Source organism: Kribbella sp. NPDC050459 (genome assembly GCF_040655315.1).
In the GTDB taxonomy this organism is placed as follows: Bacteria; Actinomycetota; Actinomycetes; order Propionibacteriales; family Kribbellaceae; genus Kribbella.
On the sequence record NZ_JBFAJQ010000003.1, the window covers coordinates 957,694 to 974,339 of the forward strand.

Consider the following 16,646-nt stretch of genomic DNA (forward strand, 5'->3'; position numbering starts at 1 on the left):
ATGAACCTCTCGGTGGTCGTGGTCGACGACGAGCCGCTGATCCGGAGCGGGTTGCGCGCCATCATCAACGCCGAGGCGGACCTCACGGTCGTCGGCGAAGCCGGTGACGGCGCGGAGGTGCTGCCGCTGGTCCGCCGTACCGGCGCGGACGTCGTGCTGATGGACGTCCGGATGCCCGCGGTGGACGGCATCCAGGCGACCCGGCTGCTGCTCGAGAGCCTCGACCCGGCGCCTCGGGTCCTGGTCGTCACGACGTTCGAGAACGACGACTACGTGTATGACGCGCTGCGCGCGGGCGCGTCGGGGTTCCTGCTCAAGCGGACCCCGCCGGACGACATCATCGCGGCGATCCGGACGGTCGCGAAGAGCGAGTCGCTGCTGTTCCCCGAGGCGATCCGGACCCTGGCGCTCACCCACGCCGGTGCGCCGGCGGCCGACGGGCTCGACCGGTACCAGTTGACCGAGCGCGAGCAGGAGGTGCTCCGGCTGATGGCGCGCGGGTTGTCGAACGCGGAGATCGCCGCGGAACTGTTCCTCGGCCTGCAGACCGTGAAGACCCACGTCGCCAACGTGCTCGCCAAGCTCAACGCGCGGGACCGCACGCAGGCCGTGATCCGCGCCTACGAGTCAGGTTTCGTGCCGCTGCACTGAGCGGTCAGGTGTTGGCCGGGTCGTCGGACTCGGCCAGCGTGCAGGCGTTGTGGAGCGGGTCGACGGTGTTCGCCGTCATCGCCAGGCGCTGCAGGAGCAGCCGGAAGCTGGAGCGCTCCGACTCGTCGAGGATGCCGAGCACCTCGTCCTCGCCGGCGCGGAGCCGCCGCTCCAGGTCACAGAGCGTCGCGACCCCGTCCTCGGTCGGCGCGATCAGCCGCGCCCGCCGGTCGGCCGGGTCGGGCCGGCGCTGCACCAGCCCCGCCTTCTCGAGGTCGTCCAGCAGGTAGGTCATCACGGTCCGGTCGACGCCGAGCTGGGCGGCCAGGTCGAGCTGCCGCTTCGGGCCCTCGGCGTTCGTCGTGGCGAGCACCTGGTAGCCCCGCGGGCCGCCGGGCAGCCCCTCCAGCGCCGCCGCGGCCGCCTTCGCGTACCGCCGGAAGACCACGCCGAGCGCCCAGCCGAGGTCGGCCTCCACCGGCGCGCCGTCGGCCACCGACGGCGCGACCCCGCGCGCGGACCGGGCGGCGATCTCGGGCGACGTGCTGGACATGTCCCCATCGTACGGGGTGTACGCCAGCCGGAATACGATCTGACTTGAATATGTTCTGCTCAGCAGATTATCTTCAGTACAGCTCAATACGAGCACGCCCCTCAACGCGATGGAGACAGAACGAATGAGCACCCTGTTACGCATCGACGCCAGCATCCGGCTGGAAGGATCGGTGTCCCGGGCCCTGGCGGACAGCGCGGAGGCCGCCTGGAAGGCCGAGCACCCCGACGGTGTCGTCGTCCGGCGTGACCTCGGACAGCACCCGCTGCCCGCGACCGTGTGGCCGACGCTGGCCGCCGCCCAGGTGGGCCAGGAGCCGGTCGCCGACTCCGACCGGATGCCACTCGCCGAGGCCCAGGCGATCGCCGACGAGCTGAAGGCCGAGATCGTGAACGCCGACGCGGTCCTGCTCGCCGTACCGATGTACAACTACGGCATCGCCCAGAACGTGAAGACCTGGATCGATCTGCTCGTGATCGACAAGGACCTGGCCTTCGGTTCCCGCCCGCTGGCCGGCAGGCCGGCGATCTTCGCCATCGCCCGTGGTGGCGGCTACGGACCGGGCTCGCCGAAGCACGGCTGGGACCACGCCACGCCGTACCTCGAGCGCATCTTCGGCGACGTCTTCGGGATGAACCTGCGGACTGCCGCCGCCGAGCTCACCCTGGCCCCGGTCACCCCGGGCATGGAGGAGCTGATCGACGCCTCCAAGGTCTCGGAGTCCGAGGCCCACGTGGAGGCCGGCACCCACGGCAGCGTCGTCGCCCGTGAACTGATCGGCAAGGCCGCCTGACCCTGAACTGAACGGGGTTCTAGTGGTGCCGAGCTCGAGCCGGCATCACCGGGGCCTCCAGACCGACAGCGTCACCGACAGCGTCACGATCGCCGGCTCCGGCAGGACGGCGATCCGCTGCAGCAGCTCGCGGTAGTCGAGGTGCCGGGCGCTCGGCGTCATCAGCACCAACTGCTCCACGGCCGACCGGTCGAGCCGCATCGTCTCCTGGACCAGTTCGTTGCCGACGCGCTCGAACTCCCCCGCGAGCGACTCCTCCAGCCGGCGTTCCTTCTGGTCGTCGACACTGACCATTCCCAGCACGTCGACGAGCTCGGCGAGATGCGGCTGGTTCGGGGTGACCACGAGCAGCCGGCCGCCGGGCGCCAGGATGCGCGCCATCTCGGTGGCGTTGCGCGGGGCGAACACGTTCAGCAGCAGATGCACCGAGTCGTCCAGCAGCGGCAGCTCACGCCACGCGTCGCACACCACGGACGCGATCCGCGGGTCCACCCGGGCCGCGCGGCGAGCGGCGTACTTCGAGACGTCCAGGGCGATCCCGCGGCGATCCGGGGACAGGCCCAGGACGCCGGACAGGTAGTAGGCGGTGCCGGCGCCGACCTCGACGACCAGGTCGTCCTCCCCGAGGTCCGCCCGCAGGATGAGCGCGTCGCGGATCGGCGCGTAGTGGCCGGTGCCGAGGAAGACCGTGCGGGCGCCGACCATCGCGGCCGAGTCGCCCTCGATCCCGGTCGACGCCGAAGGCAACAAGTTCAGGTAGCCCTGCTTGGCCAGGTCGTACGCGTGCCCGTGCGCGCAGCGCGCCGTCCGGCCGTCCAGCGCCAGCGGATCCGCACAGACCGGGCAGCGCAGGACTTTGACGAGGTCGCCTTCCACCTGGCCTAGGTTATGTCGCGGCTTGTGATGCGGGCCCAGGCGGCTGCGTAGAAGACCGCGAGGTAGCCGCCCTGGAGGAGCAGGTTGCGGCCGATCTCGTGCCAGTACGGCGGATCGCGGAGCAGGTCGGCGAACGACTGCCAGCGGTACATCAGCAGCCACGGGTGGATCGCGTGCAGCTGCGGGATCGCGGTCAGGATCCCGAGCACGATGAACGTGCCGAACGTCGCCGCCATCGCGGCCAGCGGGGTCGAGGTCAGCGACGAGATGAACAGGCCGATGCCGGCCAGGCCGAGCAGCGACAGCGAGATCACGACGGCGATGCCGAGCGCCCGGAGCAGGCCTTCGCCGAGCGAGACGGTCGAGCCGGACAACAGCAGGACGTCGCCGACCGGGAACAGGACGAAGCCGACGATCAGGCCGGAGATCCAGATCGTCATCGTCGCGGTCAGGCAGAACACGGCCAGGGCGACCATCTTCGCGGCGAGCAGCCGGGACCGGCCGGCCGGTGCGGTCAGCAGGTTGCGCAGCGTCCCGAGGCTGGCCTCGCCGGCCAGCGACTCCCCGGAGATCACGGTCACCGCGGTCGGCAGGAAGAACGGCAGCGACAGGCCAAGACTCGCGACGATCAGGAACAAGCCGTTGCCGGCGACCTGACCGATGAAGCCTTCGGCTCCGGGGTCCGTGCCGGCGATCTTGATCGCGATCCCGATCAGCAACGGCACGGCCGCCAGGACCCCGAGGCCTACCTGCGTCCGGGCCCGCGCGAACACCAGCCGCAACTCCGAGACGAACAACGCGAGCGTATGCCGCCCAGCCCTCGGCTCCTGCCCGGCCACAGCCCCCGTCTCCGGCGCGGGCGGCACGCCGGCGCCCGGGCCGGCCGGCACGTCGGCGGTCTCACTCGGCGACATCGAATCCCTCCCCCGTGAGTGCCACGAACGCGTCCTCCAGGCTCGGGCGTTCCAGGCCGAAGCCGTGGATACGCACGTCCGCCGCCACCAGCGCGGCGGCGAACTTCTCGATCGGGAGCTCGCCGGGATCGCCCTCGACGGTCTCGCCGGTGGTCTTCAGCTCGGTGACGCCCAGACCTTGAAGCGTCTCGGCCGCCTGGGTGAGGTCCGGCGTACGGACCACGAGCCGGGGACGGAGCTCGGCGCGCAGGTCGGCCACCGTGGACTGCCGGAGCAGCTTGCCGCGGCTCATCACCGCGGCGTGCGTGCAGACCTGCTCCACCTCGGCGAGCAGGTGGGTCGAGGTGAACACCGTCGTACCGTCGTGGGCCAGCTCCTGGATCAGGTGCCGGACCTCGCGGGTGCCCTGCGGGTCGAGACCGTTCGTCGGCTCGTCCAGGACGAGCAGCTCCCGGCGCTGCATCAGCGCGACCGCGATCGCGAGCCGCTGCCGCATCCCCAGCGAGTACGCGCGGACCTTCTTGCCGGCCGCGTTCGACAACCCGACCCGCTCCAGTGCCTCACCGGCGCGCGCCTTGCGGGTCTTCGGGTCGGCGGTGCGGTCGGCGGCGTCGAACCGGAGCAGATTCGCCTGCCCGGTCCAGAACGGGTAGAACGCCGGCCCCTCGACCAGCGCGCCGACCCGGGGCAGCACCCGCAGGTGCGCCTTCGGCATCGGCTCGCCGAGCAGCTCGACCTCGCCGGCCGTCGGCGCGATCAGGCCGAGCAGCATCCGGATCGTCGTCGTCTTGCCCGACCCGTTCGGCCCGAGGAAACCGAACACGCTGCCGGCCGGCACCTCCAGGTCGACCGCGTCCACCGCGACCTGCCCACCGCGGAACCGCTTGGTCAGCCCACGGGTGACGACCGGCATGCCGGTCATCTGGCTGTTCAGCGGGGGGCCTTCGCAGCGGCGGCCTGCAGGGTGTCCGGGGTGACCAGGCCGACGAACACCCGGCCGTCGTCGGTGATCAGCGCGCTCACCATCTTGCTGGTCAGCACCTTGCCCTTGCCCCACGTGCCCTGCACCGTCGGCGCCTTGGCGAGCAACTGCGCGAGCATGCCGTTCCCGGTCAGGCCGGAGGTCTCCGCACCGCGGATCATCGCGACGCTCTCCCAGCCCTCACCGATGACAGTCGGCTTGTCCTGCGTCGCCGTACCGGGCTTCTTCGGCTCGGTCTGCTTCGGCTCGGTCTGCTTCGGGGCGACCCGCTTCGGCCCGGCCGTCGACGGCACCTTCTGGTCCGTGACCTTCACACCCTTCGGCGGAGTGAAGGCGAACGTGGACGCGGCCGGTACGTCGAACGACACCGAGCTGAAGCCCAGCTCGAGCGCCGGGTCGTTGCCCTTGCGCGGCATCACCGTCACGTCCAGCGGGACCCAGGTCTTGGAGTCGATCGCCAGCGTCACGGACCCGACGGTCGTCTTGTCGGTCTTCGGCACCAGGCGCAGCTTGTACGCATCCCGGCCGGCGACCTTCTCGGTGCCGCTGACCTCGACCTTGGTGGTCGGGTCGATCGCGTCCAGGAACTGCTTGGCGACCGCCTGCGGGTCGTACGACTCCGGCTTCGACTCCGGCCGGGCGGTCCGGTGGGTCGGCAGGGTCAGCTTGGTCGCCTCGCGCTTGGACGAGTCGTACGCCCAGGCGGACTTCCCGTCGGTCGTCCAGACGCGCTCGGCCTGGTTGTAGATGATCGAGACGCGCGCCTTGTCCGGGCCGGCGTACGCGACCCGGGCGGTGTGCTCGCCGCTGAGCAGGTCGGTGACCTGCTGGGTGCCGGGCGCCATCCCGGGGATCGCCGGCAGACCGAGGTCCGCGTCCGAGCGGACGGTGCCGCTCAGGCCGTCGACCTTCGCCGTCTGCACCTTCGCCAGGAGGTCCTGCGCGGTGATCCCGGGCAGCTTCGGCGAGGCATCGGCGACCATCGGCCCGAGTGCCCCCACGCCCGCCACCACGGCAACCGCCGTGACCGGAACCAACCACCGTCGACTGCGCTGTGCTACGCCCATGGATACAGCCTCGCACCGGGCCGGGGCGGATCCAAGTGCCCTCAGGGTAGGTTCACCCGAAAGAGTGAGCCCGGCGTACGACCGTGGTCGTACGCCGGAGCCTCAGCGGGACTGCAGGGCGTCCAGGGCCACGGTCATCGCGGCCGCGACGCGGAAGTCCAGGCGCTCGTCCTGGACGGTGATCCGGTAGCGGTCCCGGACCGACAGCTTCCGCTCCACCGAGAGCACCGGCTGCCCGGTCGACCGGTCGGTGAAGTCGAAGTGGAAGATGAACGGCAGCGGGATCTCGCCGATGAACGGCACGAAGTCCCAGACCCGCCGGACGATCGCGACGGTCTGGTTGCGCTCGGTGCCGTCCGCCTCGACGCCCGGCGCGCTGAGCTGCCAGCTCGACCGCAGCAGGCTCTTGCCGAACTCCTTCTTGAACCACCCGATCACCTGCCCGTCGGCGTCGTACACGTCGTATCCCGACCCCAGGTCGATGGTCTTGCGGGCCTTGAACGAGAACACCGGCCGAGTCTTGGTGTCGTCGCTGTAGAACGTCACCTGCTCCTTGAACGCCATCCGCTTCTGCTGCGCGAAGGCGAGCAACGGGCCGTCGCTGCCGTCCGGGTTAGTGGCGATCAGCTCGTACTTGTTCGCCATCATCGTCACGCGCTGCTTCATCGAGAAGGCGGGGGCATACATCACAGCATTCATGCGGAGGAGTGTGTCAGACCACAGGCCGACGCACCGACCTGCAGACCGCGAGCGAGCGCCACGGCCCGCTCGGAATCCTCGACGACCTGTACGACGAGCTGCCCGACGCCCTGCAGGGCCAGGTCCCTGGCGATCTCGACGCCGAACTCCACGGCCTCCGCGGGCGTCCGGGCCGCCCTCCACAACACCCCGAAATCAGCGGCCGGCCGGTCCGTCCCCAGGTCGACCACCAGCGCCTCCGCGTCCTGGAGCTGTGCCGCGTCACCGCCGACGACCACTCGCACACACTGACCGGCTGCCGGTACGACGTCCTGCGCGGCCTGCTCGGCGTCGCCGACGATCGAGGCGGTCCGGCGGCCCCACTCCTCGTGATGGACCGCCCAGGACAACGGGCGGCGCTTGGCCCACCCGGATCGGACCAGCTCGGGCGCCGGCGCGAACCGGTCGACGTACCCGACGCAGAGGTATCCGATCAGCTCGATGTGCCGGGGCAGGTCGAGGACCGCCGCGACCTCGGCCGGTTCGAAGAACGAGACCCAGCCGACGCCGAGACCTTCGGCGCGGGCGGCGAGCCAGAGGTTCTGGATCGCGATCGCGGCGGAGAACATGGTGGTCCGCGGATCCGCGTGCCGGCCGAGCACGTGCCGGCCGCCGCGGCCGGGGTCGCAGGTCACCGCGATGTTCAGCGGCGCGTCGAGGATCGCCTCGATCTTCAGCCCGTCGAACGCCGAGCGCCGGTCCTGCGGGAGCGACGCCGCGAACGCGTCCCGCTGCGCGACCGCGAGCTCATGCACCTTGCGCCGGGTCGCGACGTGGCGGATCACCAGGAAGTCCCACGGCTGGCTCAACCCCACACTGGGCGCCCGGTGCGCCGCCCCGAGCACCCGCCCGAGCGTCGCATCGTCGACCGGGAGATCCAGAAACCCGCGCCGTACGTCGCGCCGCTCGGCGATCACCCGGTACACGGCCTCCCGGTCCACCGGCCCGTACCCGGCCGCAGCCGATGTCCGGCCGAGCGCCACGGTCGCGTTCGAGCTTCGCTGCTTCGGCAGGACGAGCTGGGCACCTGTGGCGAGGACCGCGGCCTCGGCCACGCTCGGGGTTCCCTTGAGCTGCTCGACCTGCTCGCTCGGCGTCGGCACCCGCTGCTCGGCGAGCTCGTCGGCCGAGAACGTTCGCAGCTCGGCGCCCAAGTCGTCGACCAGTTGCCGTACTGCGGGCTCGCGGTCCTTGCCTTCGACCGTGACGACCAGGCTGATCGTGTCGGGTTGCTCGCGCAGGATCGTGGTGACGAGTTCTTGCAGTTCGGCGTACGGCGTACCGGAGCGAAGGCCGACGCCGAGGACGAGGCTCACCGGGCACGCTCGCGCGCGGCCGTCACGAGGCGGGCGGCGACGTCCGGGGTGGCGGTCCAGTGCAGGTGCAGGTACGACGCGTGGACGTGTGGCAGCGTGATGCCCTCCACGCCGCCCGGGAGATGCCAGGCAGGCCGTACGTCGGTGTCCGTGTCGAGCGTGGTGCGGTGGAACTCGTGACCGCGCACCCGGCGTCCTTCGTCGAAGAACCGGGTGGTGCTGGCGGCGACCGCCGTACGGTAGCCGAGCGTGAGGCGTCCGGTCATGCGGCCGGTCGCCGGGAGTACGCCGGTCATCGGGTGACCGTCGAGCTCGCGGCACAGGTACAACAGGCCTGCGCATTCGGCGACCACGGGCAGACCGGCCGCGACCTCCCTGGCGACCTGCTGGCGGAGCTCGGTGTTGGCGGCGAGCGCCTCGGCGTGCAGCTCCGGGAATCCGCCGCCGAGATACAGCGCAGCGGTTGCCTCGGGCAACGTATCGGTCAGCGGGTCGAAGGTGACGACATCGGCCCCGGCCGCGGTGAGTAGCTCGGCGGTCTCGGTGTAGCGGAACGAGAAGACCGGCCCGCCCGCGACGGCGACCACCGGCCGGGCGCCGTCCGGCAACGTGACCTCGGCCGACGGGTCCCACGGTGTGGCGTCGTGTGCGGGCGCGGCCTTAGCCGCGGCGACGAACGCCTCGAGGTCCACGCCGTCGCGCACCAGCTCGGCCGCGGCGTCGACGGCCCGCTCGGCCTGTTCGCGTTGCTCGTCGGCGGGGACGAGGCCGAGATGACGACTCGGAACCGTCAGCCGCGTGTCCCGCCGCAGCACGCCGAGCACCGGTACGCCGGTCGGTGCGACGCCCGCCCGGACCTCGGCCTCGTGCCGGTCCGTGCCGACCTTGTTCAGGATCACCCCGACGATCCGCACCTCGGTGTCGAAGGCGACGAATCCTTGGACGACGGCCCCGACGCTGCGACCGGCCGCCGACGCGTCCACCACCAGCACGACCGGCGCCTTCAGCAACTTCGCGACGTGCGCGGTGGACGAGAAGCCCTCGGTTCCGAGCGCGCCGTCGTACAGGCCCATCACGCCTTCGACGACAGCGATGCCGGCGCCGGTCGCGCCGTGCGCGAAGAGCGGCCCGACCCGCTCCTCCCCCGACAGCATCGGGTCGAGGTTGCGCCCCGGCCGTCCGGTCGCGACGGCGTGGAAGCCGGGATCGATGTAGTCGGGGCCGACCTTGAAGCCCGCGACGACGTGGCCGGCCCGGCGCAGCGCCGCCATCAGCCCGACGGCCACGGTCGTCTTCCCGGCGCCGGACGACGGTGCCGCCACGACCACGCGCGGGATCACCACTCGATGCCCTTCTGGCCCTTCTGCCCGGCGTCCATCGGGTGCTTGAGCTTGGTCATCTGGGTGGCCAGGTCGGCGGCCTCGAGCAGCTTCGGGGCGGCGTCGCGGCCGGTGATCACGACGTACTGGTGGCCGGGCCGGTTGACCAGCGTGTCGACGACCTCGTCGACGTCGACCCAGCCCCACTTCATCGGATACGTGAACTCGTCGAGGACGTACAGGTCGTGGGCCTCGGCGGCCAGCCGGCGCTGGATCTCGCGCCAGCCCTCGAGCGCGTCGGCGGCGTGGTCCTCCTCGGTGCCAGCCTTGCGGGACCAGCTCCAGCCCTCGCCCATCTTGTGCCACTCGACCGGCCCGCCCTCACCGGTCGCGGCGTGCAGCCGGCCGAGCGCCTTGAACGCGCTCTCCTCGCCGACCTTCCACTTCGCGCTCTTCACGAACTGGAAGACCCCGATGTTCCAGCCCTGGTTCCAGGCCCGCAGCGCCATCCCGAACGCCGCCGTCGACTTCCCCTTCATCTCACCGGTGTGCACCATCAGCAGCGGCCGGTTGCGGCGCTGGCGGGTGGTCAGGCCGTCGTCCGGTACAGCGACCGGTTGTCCCTTCGGCATGTCAGGCCGCCTTCCGTACTGCTACTCGTTCGGCGACCGCGCGGACGAGGTTGCCGGCAGCAACGTCGCCAAGGTCGAGGTACTCCGCCCGGAGGTCCGCGGCGAGCTCCGCCGCGAGACCGAGCCGGACGCCGCGGTGCGGCTCACAGTCGACCACGACAGTGGCGACACCGCGGTCCGCGAGCCAGCCGGCGGCCTGGCGGGCGCGGGCGAACGCGTTGTCGCCGTGGGTGGCGCGGCCGTCGGTGACGAGCACCAGGAGCGGCCGCCGGCGCGGGTCCCGGATCGCGGCGATCCGCAGCACCTCGGCCGCCTGCACCAGCCCTTCGGCCAGCGGTGTGCGGCCGCCGGTCGGGAGCGACTCGAGCCGTCGTACGGCGGTCTCGACGCTGCCCGTCGGCGGCAGCGCGACCGTCGCCGTGGCGCCGGCGAACGTGACCAGGCCGACGGTGTCGCGGCGCTGGTAGGCGTCGAGGAGCAGCGAGACGATCGCGGTCTTCACCTCGGTCATCCGCTTCTTCGTCCCCATCGAGCCGGAGGCGTCGACGCAGAACAGCACGAGGTTCCCCTCACGCCCTTCGCGCACCGCCAGCCGTACGTCGGTCGCGCGGACCACCAGCCCGGGACCGCTGCGCCCGCGAACGTTCTGGTGCGGCGCCGCGGCGCGCACGGTCCCCAGCATGTGCGGCCGTCCGGCTTCGCGACCCACCCGGGCGCGGTCTCCCACCACGCGACCGACCTCGGTGATCGCCCGTCCTCGCCGCCCGGCGACCCCGGCACCGGCGCTCTGCACGCTCAGCAGACGGGCCTTGTAGGGCGCAGAGGCGCCCACAACCTCGCCGCTCGGTGCCGAACCGGCGACCGCCTCCTCACCATCCGAAGATGCGCCCGAGGGCGTGCCGTCACGGAGGTGATCCGAGTCCACCTCGGCCGACCGGTTCGCCGGATCAGCCTGGCCGGAAGGACTCACGCCGTCCTGGCCACCGTCCGAACCCTGTCCGCCCGGACCGGGGTCGTCCGGGTGGGGTGGGTCGTCGTCGGGGTCGGTGGGTGGGGTGCTGTTGTTGATGGCCTCTTCCAGCTGCTGGTCGTCCAGGCCGGGGGCGTCGAAGGGGTTCCGGCGGCGGCGGTGCGGCAGGGAGAGTTTGGCGGCGGCGCGGACGTCGTCGACCTCGACAACGGTGCGACCGGACCACGCGGCGTGGGCGACGGCGGTGCGGGCGGTGACAAGGTCGGCGCGCATCCCGTCGACGTCGAACGACGCGCAGATCTCGGCGATCTGGCGGAGCGCGGAGTCGGTCAGGATCACCTCGGGCAGCAGGTCGCGCGCCTTCACGATCCGCTCGGCCAGTTCCCGCTGCGGGCCGTCGTGCCGGGCCGTGAAGGTCTCCGGGTCCGCCTCGTAGGTGAGCCGCGCGCGCATCACCTCCACGCGGACGGCGGGATCCCGGCTGGCGACCACGTCGACGGTCAGCCCGAACCGGTCGAGGAGCTGCGGCCGCAGCTCGCCCTCCTCCGGGTTCATCGTGCCGACGAGCACGAACCGCGCCGGGTGCGTGACCGAGACGCCGTCGCGCTCGACCGTCGCCCGCCCCATCGCGGCGGCGTCCAGGAGTACGTCGACCAGGTGATCGTGGAGCAGGTTGACCTCGTCGACGTACAGCAGTCCGCGATGCGCCGCGGCGAGCAGCCCGGGCTCGTACGCCGTGACGCCCTCGGCGAGCGCCTTCTCCAGGTGCAGCGAGCCCAGCACCCGGTCCTCGGTCGCGCCGACCGGCAGCTCGACCAGCCGCGCTGCCCGCACGGACCGCTCCCCGGTGTGCGGACCGTCCGGGCAGGCGGGATCCGGGTGGTCGGGATCGCACGAGAACCGGCAGCCGGCGACGACGTCCACGGGCGGCAGGACCTCGGTGAGGGCGCGGACGGCGGTCGACTTCGCCGTCCCCTTCTCGCCGCGGATCAGCACCCCGCCGATGGCCGGCGAGATCGCCGCCAGGATCAGCGCGAGCTGGAGATCGTCCATCCCGACGATCGCGGTGAACGGGAAGCTGGTCGAACGCACGGACCGCATCGGCGGTGGATCCCTTTCGTCGAGCGGGTGTCCACGCCCGCTACGGCACTGGTACGCCGGCAGCCCGGCGGACGACCGCGGATGTCCTGGCTTCCAGGGATCAGACCCTGGTCACAGTGGCGGGACCGCCCCGGACTCCCAGCACGCTGGTCACCGGTGTTCCTCCACACTCGTCGGCCCGATCATGGCACACCCACGCGCCCCACGACGCACCCCGGTCACGTGGTCCTCACCACGTACGGCTTCAGTGCGTCAGGCGTTTGGCGAGCGCTGTCGCGGCTGCGTCGTCCCTGACCTCGCGGATGCCGACGATCGGTGTGACGGTGACGAAACCCTCGGCGAGGAACGCCTCGTCGGTGCCCGGGACCGGGGTGGCCTGGGTGCGCTCGACGACGATCATCGGCTCGCCCGTCGGAGCGGTCGCACCGACCAGCCGGGTACGCCGGGGCACGGCCAGCGACGCGTGCCGGACGCCGGCCAACTGTTCCAGCGGGCGGTCCGGGACGTTGATCGTCAGCACCGTCCCGCCCGGCTCGTCCGCGATCCACCCGAGCGCCTCGCCGGCGATCGTCGCCGCGGTCGGCCAGTGCGCCGGGTTCTCGGAGTCGATGCTGACGGCGACCGCCGACGTACCGGTCTCGGCCGCGGTCAGCGCCGCCGCGACGGTGCCCGAGTGGAAGATCGACACGCCGATGTTCAGCCCGCGGTTGATGCCCGACAGCACCAGGTCCGGCGCCGGCCCGAACGAACCGGCCTGCGCCATCGTCACCGCCTGCGCCGGGGTGCCCTCGATGCCGATGAACGTGACGCCGTTCTCCACGTCGGACGCGGTCCGGACCGGCCGCCCGACCATCCCAGCGCGGGCCGATCCGACGCCGCTCTCGTCGAGCATCGGGGCCACCACGAGTACGTCGTACCCGAGCTCGGCGATCGCCGGCGCGAGCGCCCGGATGCCTGGAGCGCGGTAACCGTCGTCGTTCGTGATCAGGACTCGCGGCATGTCTCTACCCAATCAGGCGCGGTCCTCGATGTCACCTTCCGTCTCAAGGACTGCGTTGCGTAGCGTCTCGAGCGCATCCGCCGACGGCTCCGCCCACAGGCCGCGCTGGGCGGCCTCGAGGAGGCGCTCCGCGATACCGTGCCGCGCCCACGGGTTCGACGTCCGGAAGAACTCGGCCATCTCCGGATCGGCGACGTACTGCGTGGTCAGCGACTCGTACATCCAGTCGTCGACCACACCCGCGGTCGCGTCGTACCCGAACAGGTAGTCGACCGTCGCGGCCATCTCGAACGCGCCCTTGTACCCGTGCCGCCGCATCGCGGCCATCCACCGCGGGTTCACCACGCGGGCGCGGAAGACCCGCTTGGCCTCCTCCTCGAGCGTCCGGGTCTTCACCTGCGCGGGGACCGCGGAGTCGCCGACGTACGCCTTCGGGTTGGCGCCGGTGAGGTGCCGGACCATCGCGATCATGCCGCCGTGGTACTGGAAGTAGTCGTCGGAGTCCATGATGTCGTGCTCGCGGGTGTCCGCGTTCTTCGCCGCCACCTGGATCCGGGCGTACGCGCGCTCCATCGAGCCGCGGGCCTCGGCGCCGTCCAGGTCCTTGCCGTACGCGTACCCGCCCCACACCGCGTACACCTCGGCCAGCTCGGCGTCGGTGCGCCAGTTCCGGGCGTCGACGAGCGGCAGCAGGCCGGCGCCGTACGACCCGGGCTTGGAGCCGAACACGCGGGCCGTCGCCTGCCGTACGTCGTTGCCCGCCGCAACATCGCTGTCCACGTGCGCCTTGAGGAAGTTGTCCGCCGGCGACTCGTCGAGGGCGGCGACCGTACGGACCGCCTCGTCGAGCAGCGCGACGACATGCGGGAAGGCGTCCCGGAAGAAGCCGGAGATCCGGATCGTCACGTCGATCCGCGGCCGGCCGAGCTCCTCCAGGCCGACCACCTCGAAGCTCGTGACGCGGCGGGACGCGTCGTCCCAGACCGGCCGGCAGCCGAGCAGCCAGAGCACCTCGGCGAGGTCGTCGCCCTGCGTGCGCATCGCCGACGTACCCCAGACGGTGAGGCCCACGGACCGCGGCCATTCCCCGGTCTCGGCCTGGTGCCGCGCCAGCAGCGAGTCGGCCAGCGCGACTCCGACGTCCCAGGCGTTACGGCTCGGGATCGCCTTCGGGTCCACGGCGTAGAAGTTGCGACCTGTCGGCAGCACGTTGACCAGTCCGCGCGTGGGCGACCCCGAAGGCCCGGCCTCCACGAACCGCCCGTCCAGCGCCCGCAGCACGTTCCCCAGCTCATCCGGCGTCCGCGCGAGCCGCGGCACAACCTCGGTCGCCGCAAAGGTCAGCGACGCCTCGACCTCGGGGCAGTCCCGGGCCAGCACCTCGGCGACCACCACCGGAACCTTCGTCGCGTCCCAGCTCAGCGTTTCCATCCCGAGCACCAGCTTCCGCGCGACAGCCTCCAGGATGTCCACGCCGTCGGCCCCGGTCACCGCCGGCAGGTCCGCGAGGGTGGCCAGATCGGTCAGGTTGGCCGCCGGCCCCGGGTTGGCCAGCAACTCGGCCTCGTCCACTCCGAAGGCCGACCCGAGAGCAGCCCGCAGCCCAGGAATCGAGTACGACCCGCCCCACAGCTGCCGAGCCCGCAGTACGGCGAGCACCAGGTTGACCCGCGCCGCACCCACCGGCGCACCACCCAGCACATGCAGCCCGTCGCGAATCTGCACGTCCTTGATCTCGCACAGATACCCGTCCAGATGCAGCACGAACTCGTCGAAGTCGTCGTCCTCCGGCTTCTCCGCGGTGTGCAGGTCGTGGTGCAGCTGCGCCGCCTGGATCAGCGTCCAGATCTGCGCCCGCAGCGTCGGCACCTTCTCCGGGTCGAGCGCCTGCACCGTCGCGTACTCGTCGAGCAGGTACTCCAGCTTCGCCATGTCGCCGTACGTCTCGGCCCGCGCCATCGGCGGCACCAGATGGTCGACGACCGTCGCGTGCGCCCGCCGCTTCGCCTGCGTCCCCTCGCCGGGGTCGTTGACGATGAACGGGTAGATCATCGGCAGGTTCCCGAGCACCGCGTCCGGCGCGCAGCCGGCCGCCATCCCGATCCCCTTGCCCGGCAGCCATTCCAGCGTGCCGTGCTTCCCGAGGTGTACGACGGCCTGCGCGCCGAACCCGCCCTCGTCGGCCGGCGCCTCCAGCCAGCGGTACGCGGCGAGGTAGTGGTGCGACGGCGCCATGTCCGGATCGTGGTAGATCGCCACCGGGTTCTCGCCGAAGCCGCGCGGCGGCTGGATCATCAGCACGACATTCCCGAACCGCAACGCGGCCAGCGCGATCGCGGGCTCCGCGCCGGACGTGTCGACGTACAGCTCCCCCGGCGCCTCCCCCCACGCCTCGGTCATTGCCGTCCGCAACGACTCGGGTACGCCGCCGAACCAGCGGGCGTACGTGGACAGCGGAACCTTGGCGACCGCGTTGGCGAGCTGCTCGTCGGTCAGCCAGTCGACGTCGTGGCCGCCCGCCGCGATCAGCTGGTGGATCAGCCCATCGCCTTCAAGCTCGCTGACGTCGATGCCGCCCAGGTCGTACCCGGCCTCTTGCAGCTGGCCGAGCAGCACGACCGCCGACGCCGGCGTGTCCAGCCCGACCGCGTTCCCGATCCGGGCGTGCTTGGTCGGGTAGGACGACAGCACCAGCGCGATCCGCTTCTCGGCCGGCGGAATGTGCCGCAGCCGCGCGTGCGCGACCGCGATACCGGCCAGCCGCGCGCACCGCTCCGCATCCGGCGCGTAGCGGGCCAGGCCGTCGGCGTCGTACGACTTGAACGAGAACGGGATCGTGATCAGCCGCCCGTCGAACTCCGGGATCGCCACCTGGGTCGCCGCGTCCAGCGGGCTGACGGCCGCATCGCTGTCCACCCACTGCTCGCGCGTCGACGTCAGCGCCAGGCCCTGGATCAACGGAATGTCGAGCGAGGCCAGCGCACCGGCGTCCCACGCGTCGTCCGAGCCACCCGCGCTCGCGTCGGCCGCGACCGATCCGCCGGCCGCGAGCAGCGTCGTGACGAGTACGTCGCACTTGCGCAGCAACTCGAACAGCCCGGCGTTGTCGGGCGACGTCGGGTCGAGCCCGCGGAGCGTCCCGCAGTACACGGGCAGCGGCTGAGCGCCGGCCGCGTCGACCGCGGCCGCGAGCGCGTCCACGAAGGCGGTGTTCCCGGAGATCTCGTGTGCGCGGTAGTACACGATGCCGACCACGGGACGCCCGTCCTCGGCGTACGTCCCGCGCACGCCGTACGCCGGGAGCGCGCGCGGCGGCTCGAACTCGTCGCCGGTCAGCAGCAGCGTGTCCCGCAGGAAGCCGGCCAGGTTGCGGAGGTTGTCCGCGCCACCCTCGCGAAGATAGGCCAGCGCCTCGGTGACCGCCCCGGCCGGGACGGTCGACAACGACATCAGCTCGGCGTCCGGCGCGGCCTCACCGCTCACAACCACCGTCGGCTTGCCCGCAGCGAGGACCGTGTCCAGCCCGTCCTCCCACGCCCGGCGCCCGCCGAGCAGCCGAACGACGACGACCGCAGCGTCGTCGAGCAGCGGCCCCAGCGCCACCGGATCCAGCCGAGCCGGGTTGGCCACCGCCCACCCCGCGCCCGCCTCCGCAGCAGCCAACAGGTCGGTATCAGCAGTAGACAGCAGCAGAAGATTCGCAGGCACGCGCAGAGTCCTTCCCGGGGTATCCA

14 protein-coding genes and 1 riboswitch are annotated in these 16,646 nt (G+C 71.8%); of the genes, 2 read left to right on the plus strand and 12 right to left on the minus strand.

The annotated features are described in order from the left end of the window. Positions 1–651, plus strand: a complete 651-nt coding sequence (locus AB0I12_RS15770) for a response regulator transcription factor (RefSeq protein ID WP_359929638.1) — start codon at positions 1–3, stop codon at positions 649–651. A gap of 4 nt (positions 652–655) precedes the next feature. Here the strand turns inward: AB0I12_RS15770 and AB0I12_RS15775 are convergent, their stop codons facing one another. Further along, complete coding sequence (locus AB0I12_RS15775; RefSeq protein ID WP_359929640.1) at positions 656–1,204, minus strand: MarR family winged helix-turn-helix transcriptional regulator; 549 nt, start codon at positions 1,202–1,204, stop codon at positions 656–658. 124 nt (positions 1,205–1,328) lie between these two features. Between AB0I12_RS15775 and AB0I12_RS15780 the strand changes: the two genes are divergently transcribed. Further along, positions 1,329–1,997 carry an NAD(P)H-dependent oxidoreductase gene (locus AB0I12_RS15780; protein ID WP_359929642.1) on the plus strand — a complete coding sequence of 223 codons (669 nt, stop codon included), beginning with the start codon at positions 1,329–1,331 and terminating at the stop codon, positions 1,995–1,997. A gap of 45 nt (positions 1,998–2,042) precedes the next feature. On the opposite strand, the gene AB0I12_RS15785 is transcribed toward AB0I12_RS15780, so the two are convergent. The 11 genes from AB0I12_RS15785 to cobN form a co-directional block, all read right to left on the minus strand. Then, positions 2,043–2,873, minus strand: a complete 831-nt coding sequence (locus tag AB0I12_RS15785) for a putative RNA methyltransferase (RefSeq protein ID WP_359929644.1) — start codon at positions 2,871–2,873, stop codon at positions 2,043–2,045. 5 nt (positions 2,874–2,878) lie between these two features. After that, a complete protein-coding gene (locus AB0I12_RS15790; protein ID WP_359929646.1) occupies positions 2,879–3,787 on the minus strand; it encodes an ABC transporter permease in 909 nt (302 codons plus the stop codon). After that, complete coding sequence (locus AB0I12_RS15795; protein WP_359929648.1) at positions 3,774–4,700, minus strand: ABC transporter ATP-binding protein; 927 nt, start codon at positions 4,698–4,700, stop codon at positions 3,774–3,776. The genes AB0I12_RS15790 and AB0I12_RS15795 overlap by 14 nt, the downstream gene beginning before the upstream one ends. A gap of 17 nt (positions 4,701–4,717) precedes the next feature. Beyond that, positions 4,718–5,770 (minus strand): hypothetical protein, encoded by a 1,053-nt coding sequence (locus AB0I12_RS15800; protein WP_359929650.1) that lies wholly within the window; start codon positions 5,768–5,770, stop codon positions 4,718–4,720. A gap of 168 nt (positions 5,771–5,938) precedes the next feature. Beyond that, positions 5,939–6,535: a hypothetical protein gene (locus tag AB0I12_RS15805; RefSeq protein ID WP_359929651.1), complete on the minus strand. Its 597-nt coding sequence runs from the start codon at positions 6,533–6,535 to the stop codon at positions 5,939–5,941. After that, positions 6,532–7,890 carry a 5,6-dimethylbenzimidazole synthase gene (bluB, locus tag AB0I12_RS15810; RefSeq protein ID WP_359929653.1) on the minus strand — a complete coding sequence of 453 codons (1,359 nt, stop codon included), beginning with the start codon at positions 7,888–7,890 and terminating at the stop codon, positions 6,532–6,534. The genes AB0I12_RS15805 and bluB overlap by 4 nt, the downstream gene beginning before the upstream one ends. Then, positions 7,887–9,233, minus strand: coding sequence for a cobyrinate a,c-diamide synthase (locus tag AB0I12_RS15815; protein ID WP_359929654.1), 1,347 nt, complete (start codon positions 9,231–9,233; stop codon positions 7,887–7,889). Before AB0I12_RS15815 ends, bluB begins: the two co-directional genes overlap by 4 nt. Beyond that, positions 9,227–9,841: a cob(I)yrinic acid a,c-diamide adenosyltransferase gene (cobO, locus tag AB0I12_RS15820; protein ID WP_359929656.1), complete on the minus strand. Its 615-nt coding sequence runs from the start codon at positions 9,839–9,841 to the stop codon at positions 9,227–9,229. Before cobO ends, AB0I12_RS15815 begins: the two co-directional genes overlap by 7 nt. 1 nt (position 9,842) lies before the next feature. Then, on the minus strand, positions 9,843–11,912 hold the full coding sequence (locus AB0I12_RS15825) for a magnesium chelatase subunit D family protein (RefSeq protein ID WP_359929658.1): 2,070 nt from the start codon (positions 11,910–11,912) through the stop codon (positions 9,843–9,845). A gap of 82 nt (positions 11,913–11,994) precedes the next feature. Then, positions 11,995–12,074: riboswitch (cobalamin riboswitch) on the minus strand. Positions 12,075–12,156: 82 nt separating this feature from the next. Next, positions 12,157–12,912 (minus strand): 5'/3'-nucleotidase SurE, encoded by a 756-nt coding sequence (gene surE / locus AB0I12_RS15830; RefSeq protein ID WP_359929660.1) that lies wholly within the window; start codon positions 12,910–12,912, stop codon positions 12,157–12,159. A 12-nt stretch (positions 12,913–12,924) separates the two neighbouring features. Next, positions 12,925–16,620 carry a cobaltochelatase subunit CobN gene (cobN, locus tag AB0I12_RS15835; protein ID WP_359929662.1) on the minus strand — a complete coding sequence of 1,232 codons (3,696 nt, stop codon included), beginning with the start codon at positions 16,618–16,620 and terminating at the stop codon, positions 12,925–12,927. Positions 16,621–16,646: the final 26 nt, after the last annotated feature.

Coding starts and splice junctions, on each gene's coding strand:
- AB0I12_RS15770 (WP_359929638.1), top strand. CDS start 1: ATGAACCTCTCGGTGGTCGTGGTCGACGACGAGCCGCTGATCCGGAGC.
- AB0I12_RS15775 (WP_359929640.1), bottom strand. CDS start 1,204: ATGTCCAGCACGTCGCCCGAGATCGCCGCCCGGTCCGCGCGCGGGGTC.
- AB0I12_RS15780 (WP_359929642.1), top strand. CDS start 1,329: ATGAGCACCCTGTTACGCATCGACGCCAGCATCCGGCTGGAAGGATCG.
- AB0I12_RS15790 (WP_359929646.1), bottom strand. CDS start 3,787: ATGTCGCCGAGTGAGACCGCCGACGTGCCGGCCGGCCCGGGCGCCGGC.
- AB0I12_RS15795 (WP_359929648.1), bottom strand. CDS start 4,700: ATGCCGGTCGTCACCCGTGGGCTGACCAAGCGGTTCCGCGGTGGGCAG.
- AB0I12_RS15805 (WP_359929651.1), bottom strand. CDS start 6,535: ATGAATGCTGTGATGTATGCCCCCGCCTTCTCGATGAAGCAGCGCGTG.
- cobO (WP_359929656.1), bottom strand. CDS start 9,841: ATGCCGAAGGGACAACCGGTCGCTGTACCGGACGACGGCCTGACCACC.
- AB0I12_RS15825 (WP_359929658.1), bottom strand. CDS start 11,912: ATGCGGTCCGTGCGTTCGACCAGCTTCCCGTTCACCGCGATCGTCGGG.
- surE (WP_359929660.1), bottom strand. CDS start 12,912: ATGCCGCGAGTCCTGATCACGAACGACGACGGTTACCGCGCTCCAGGC.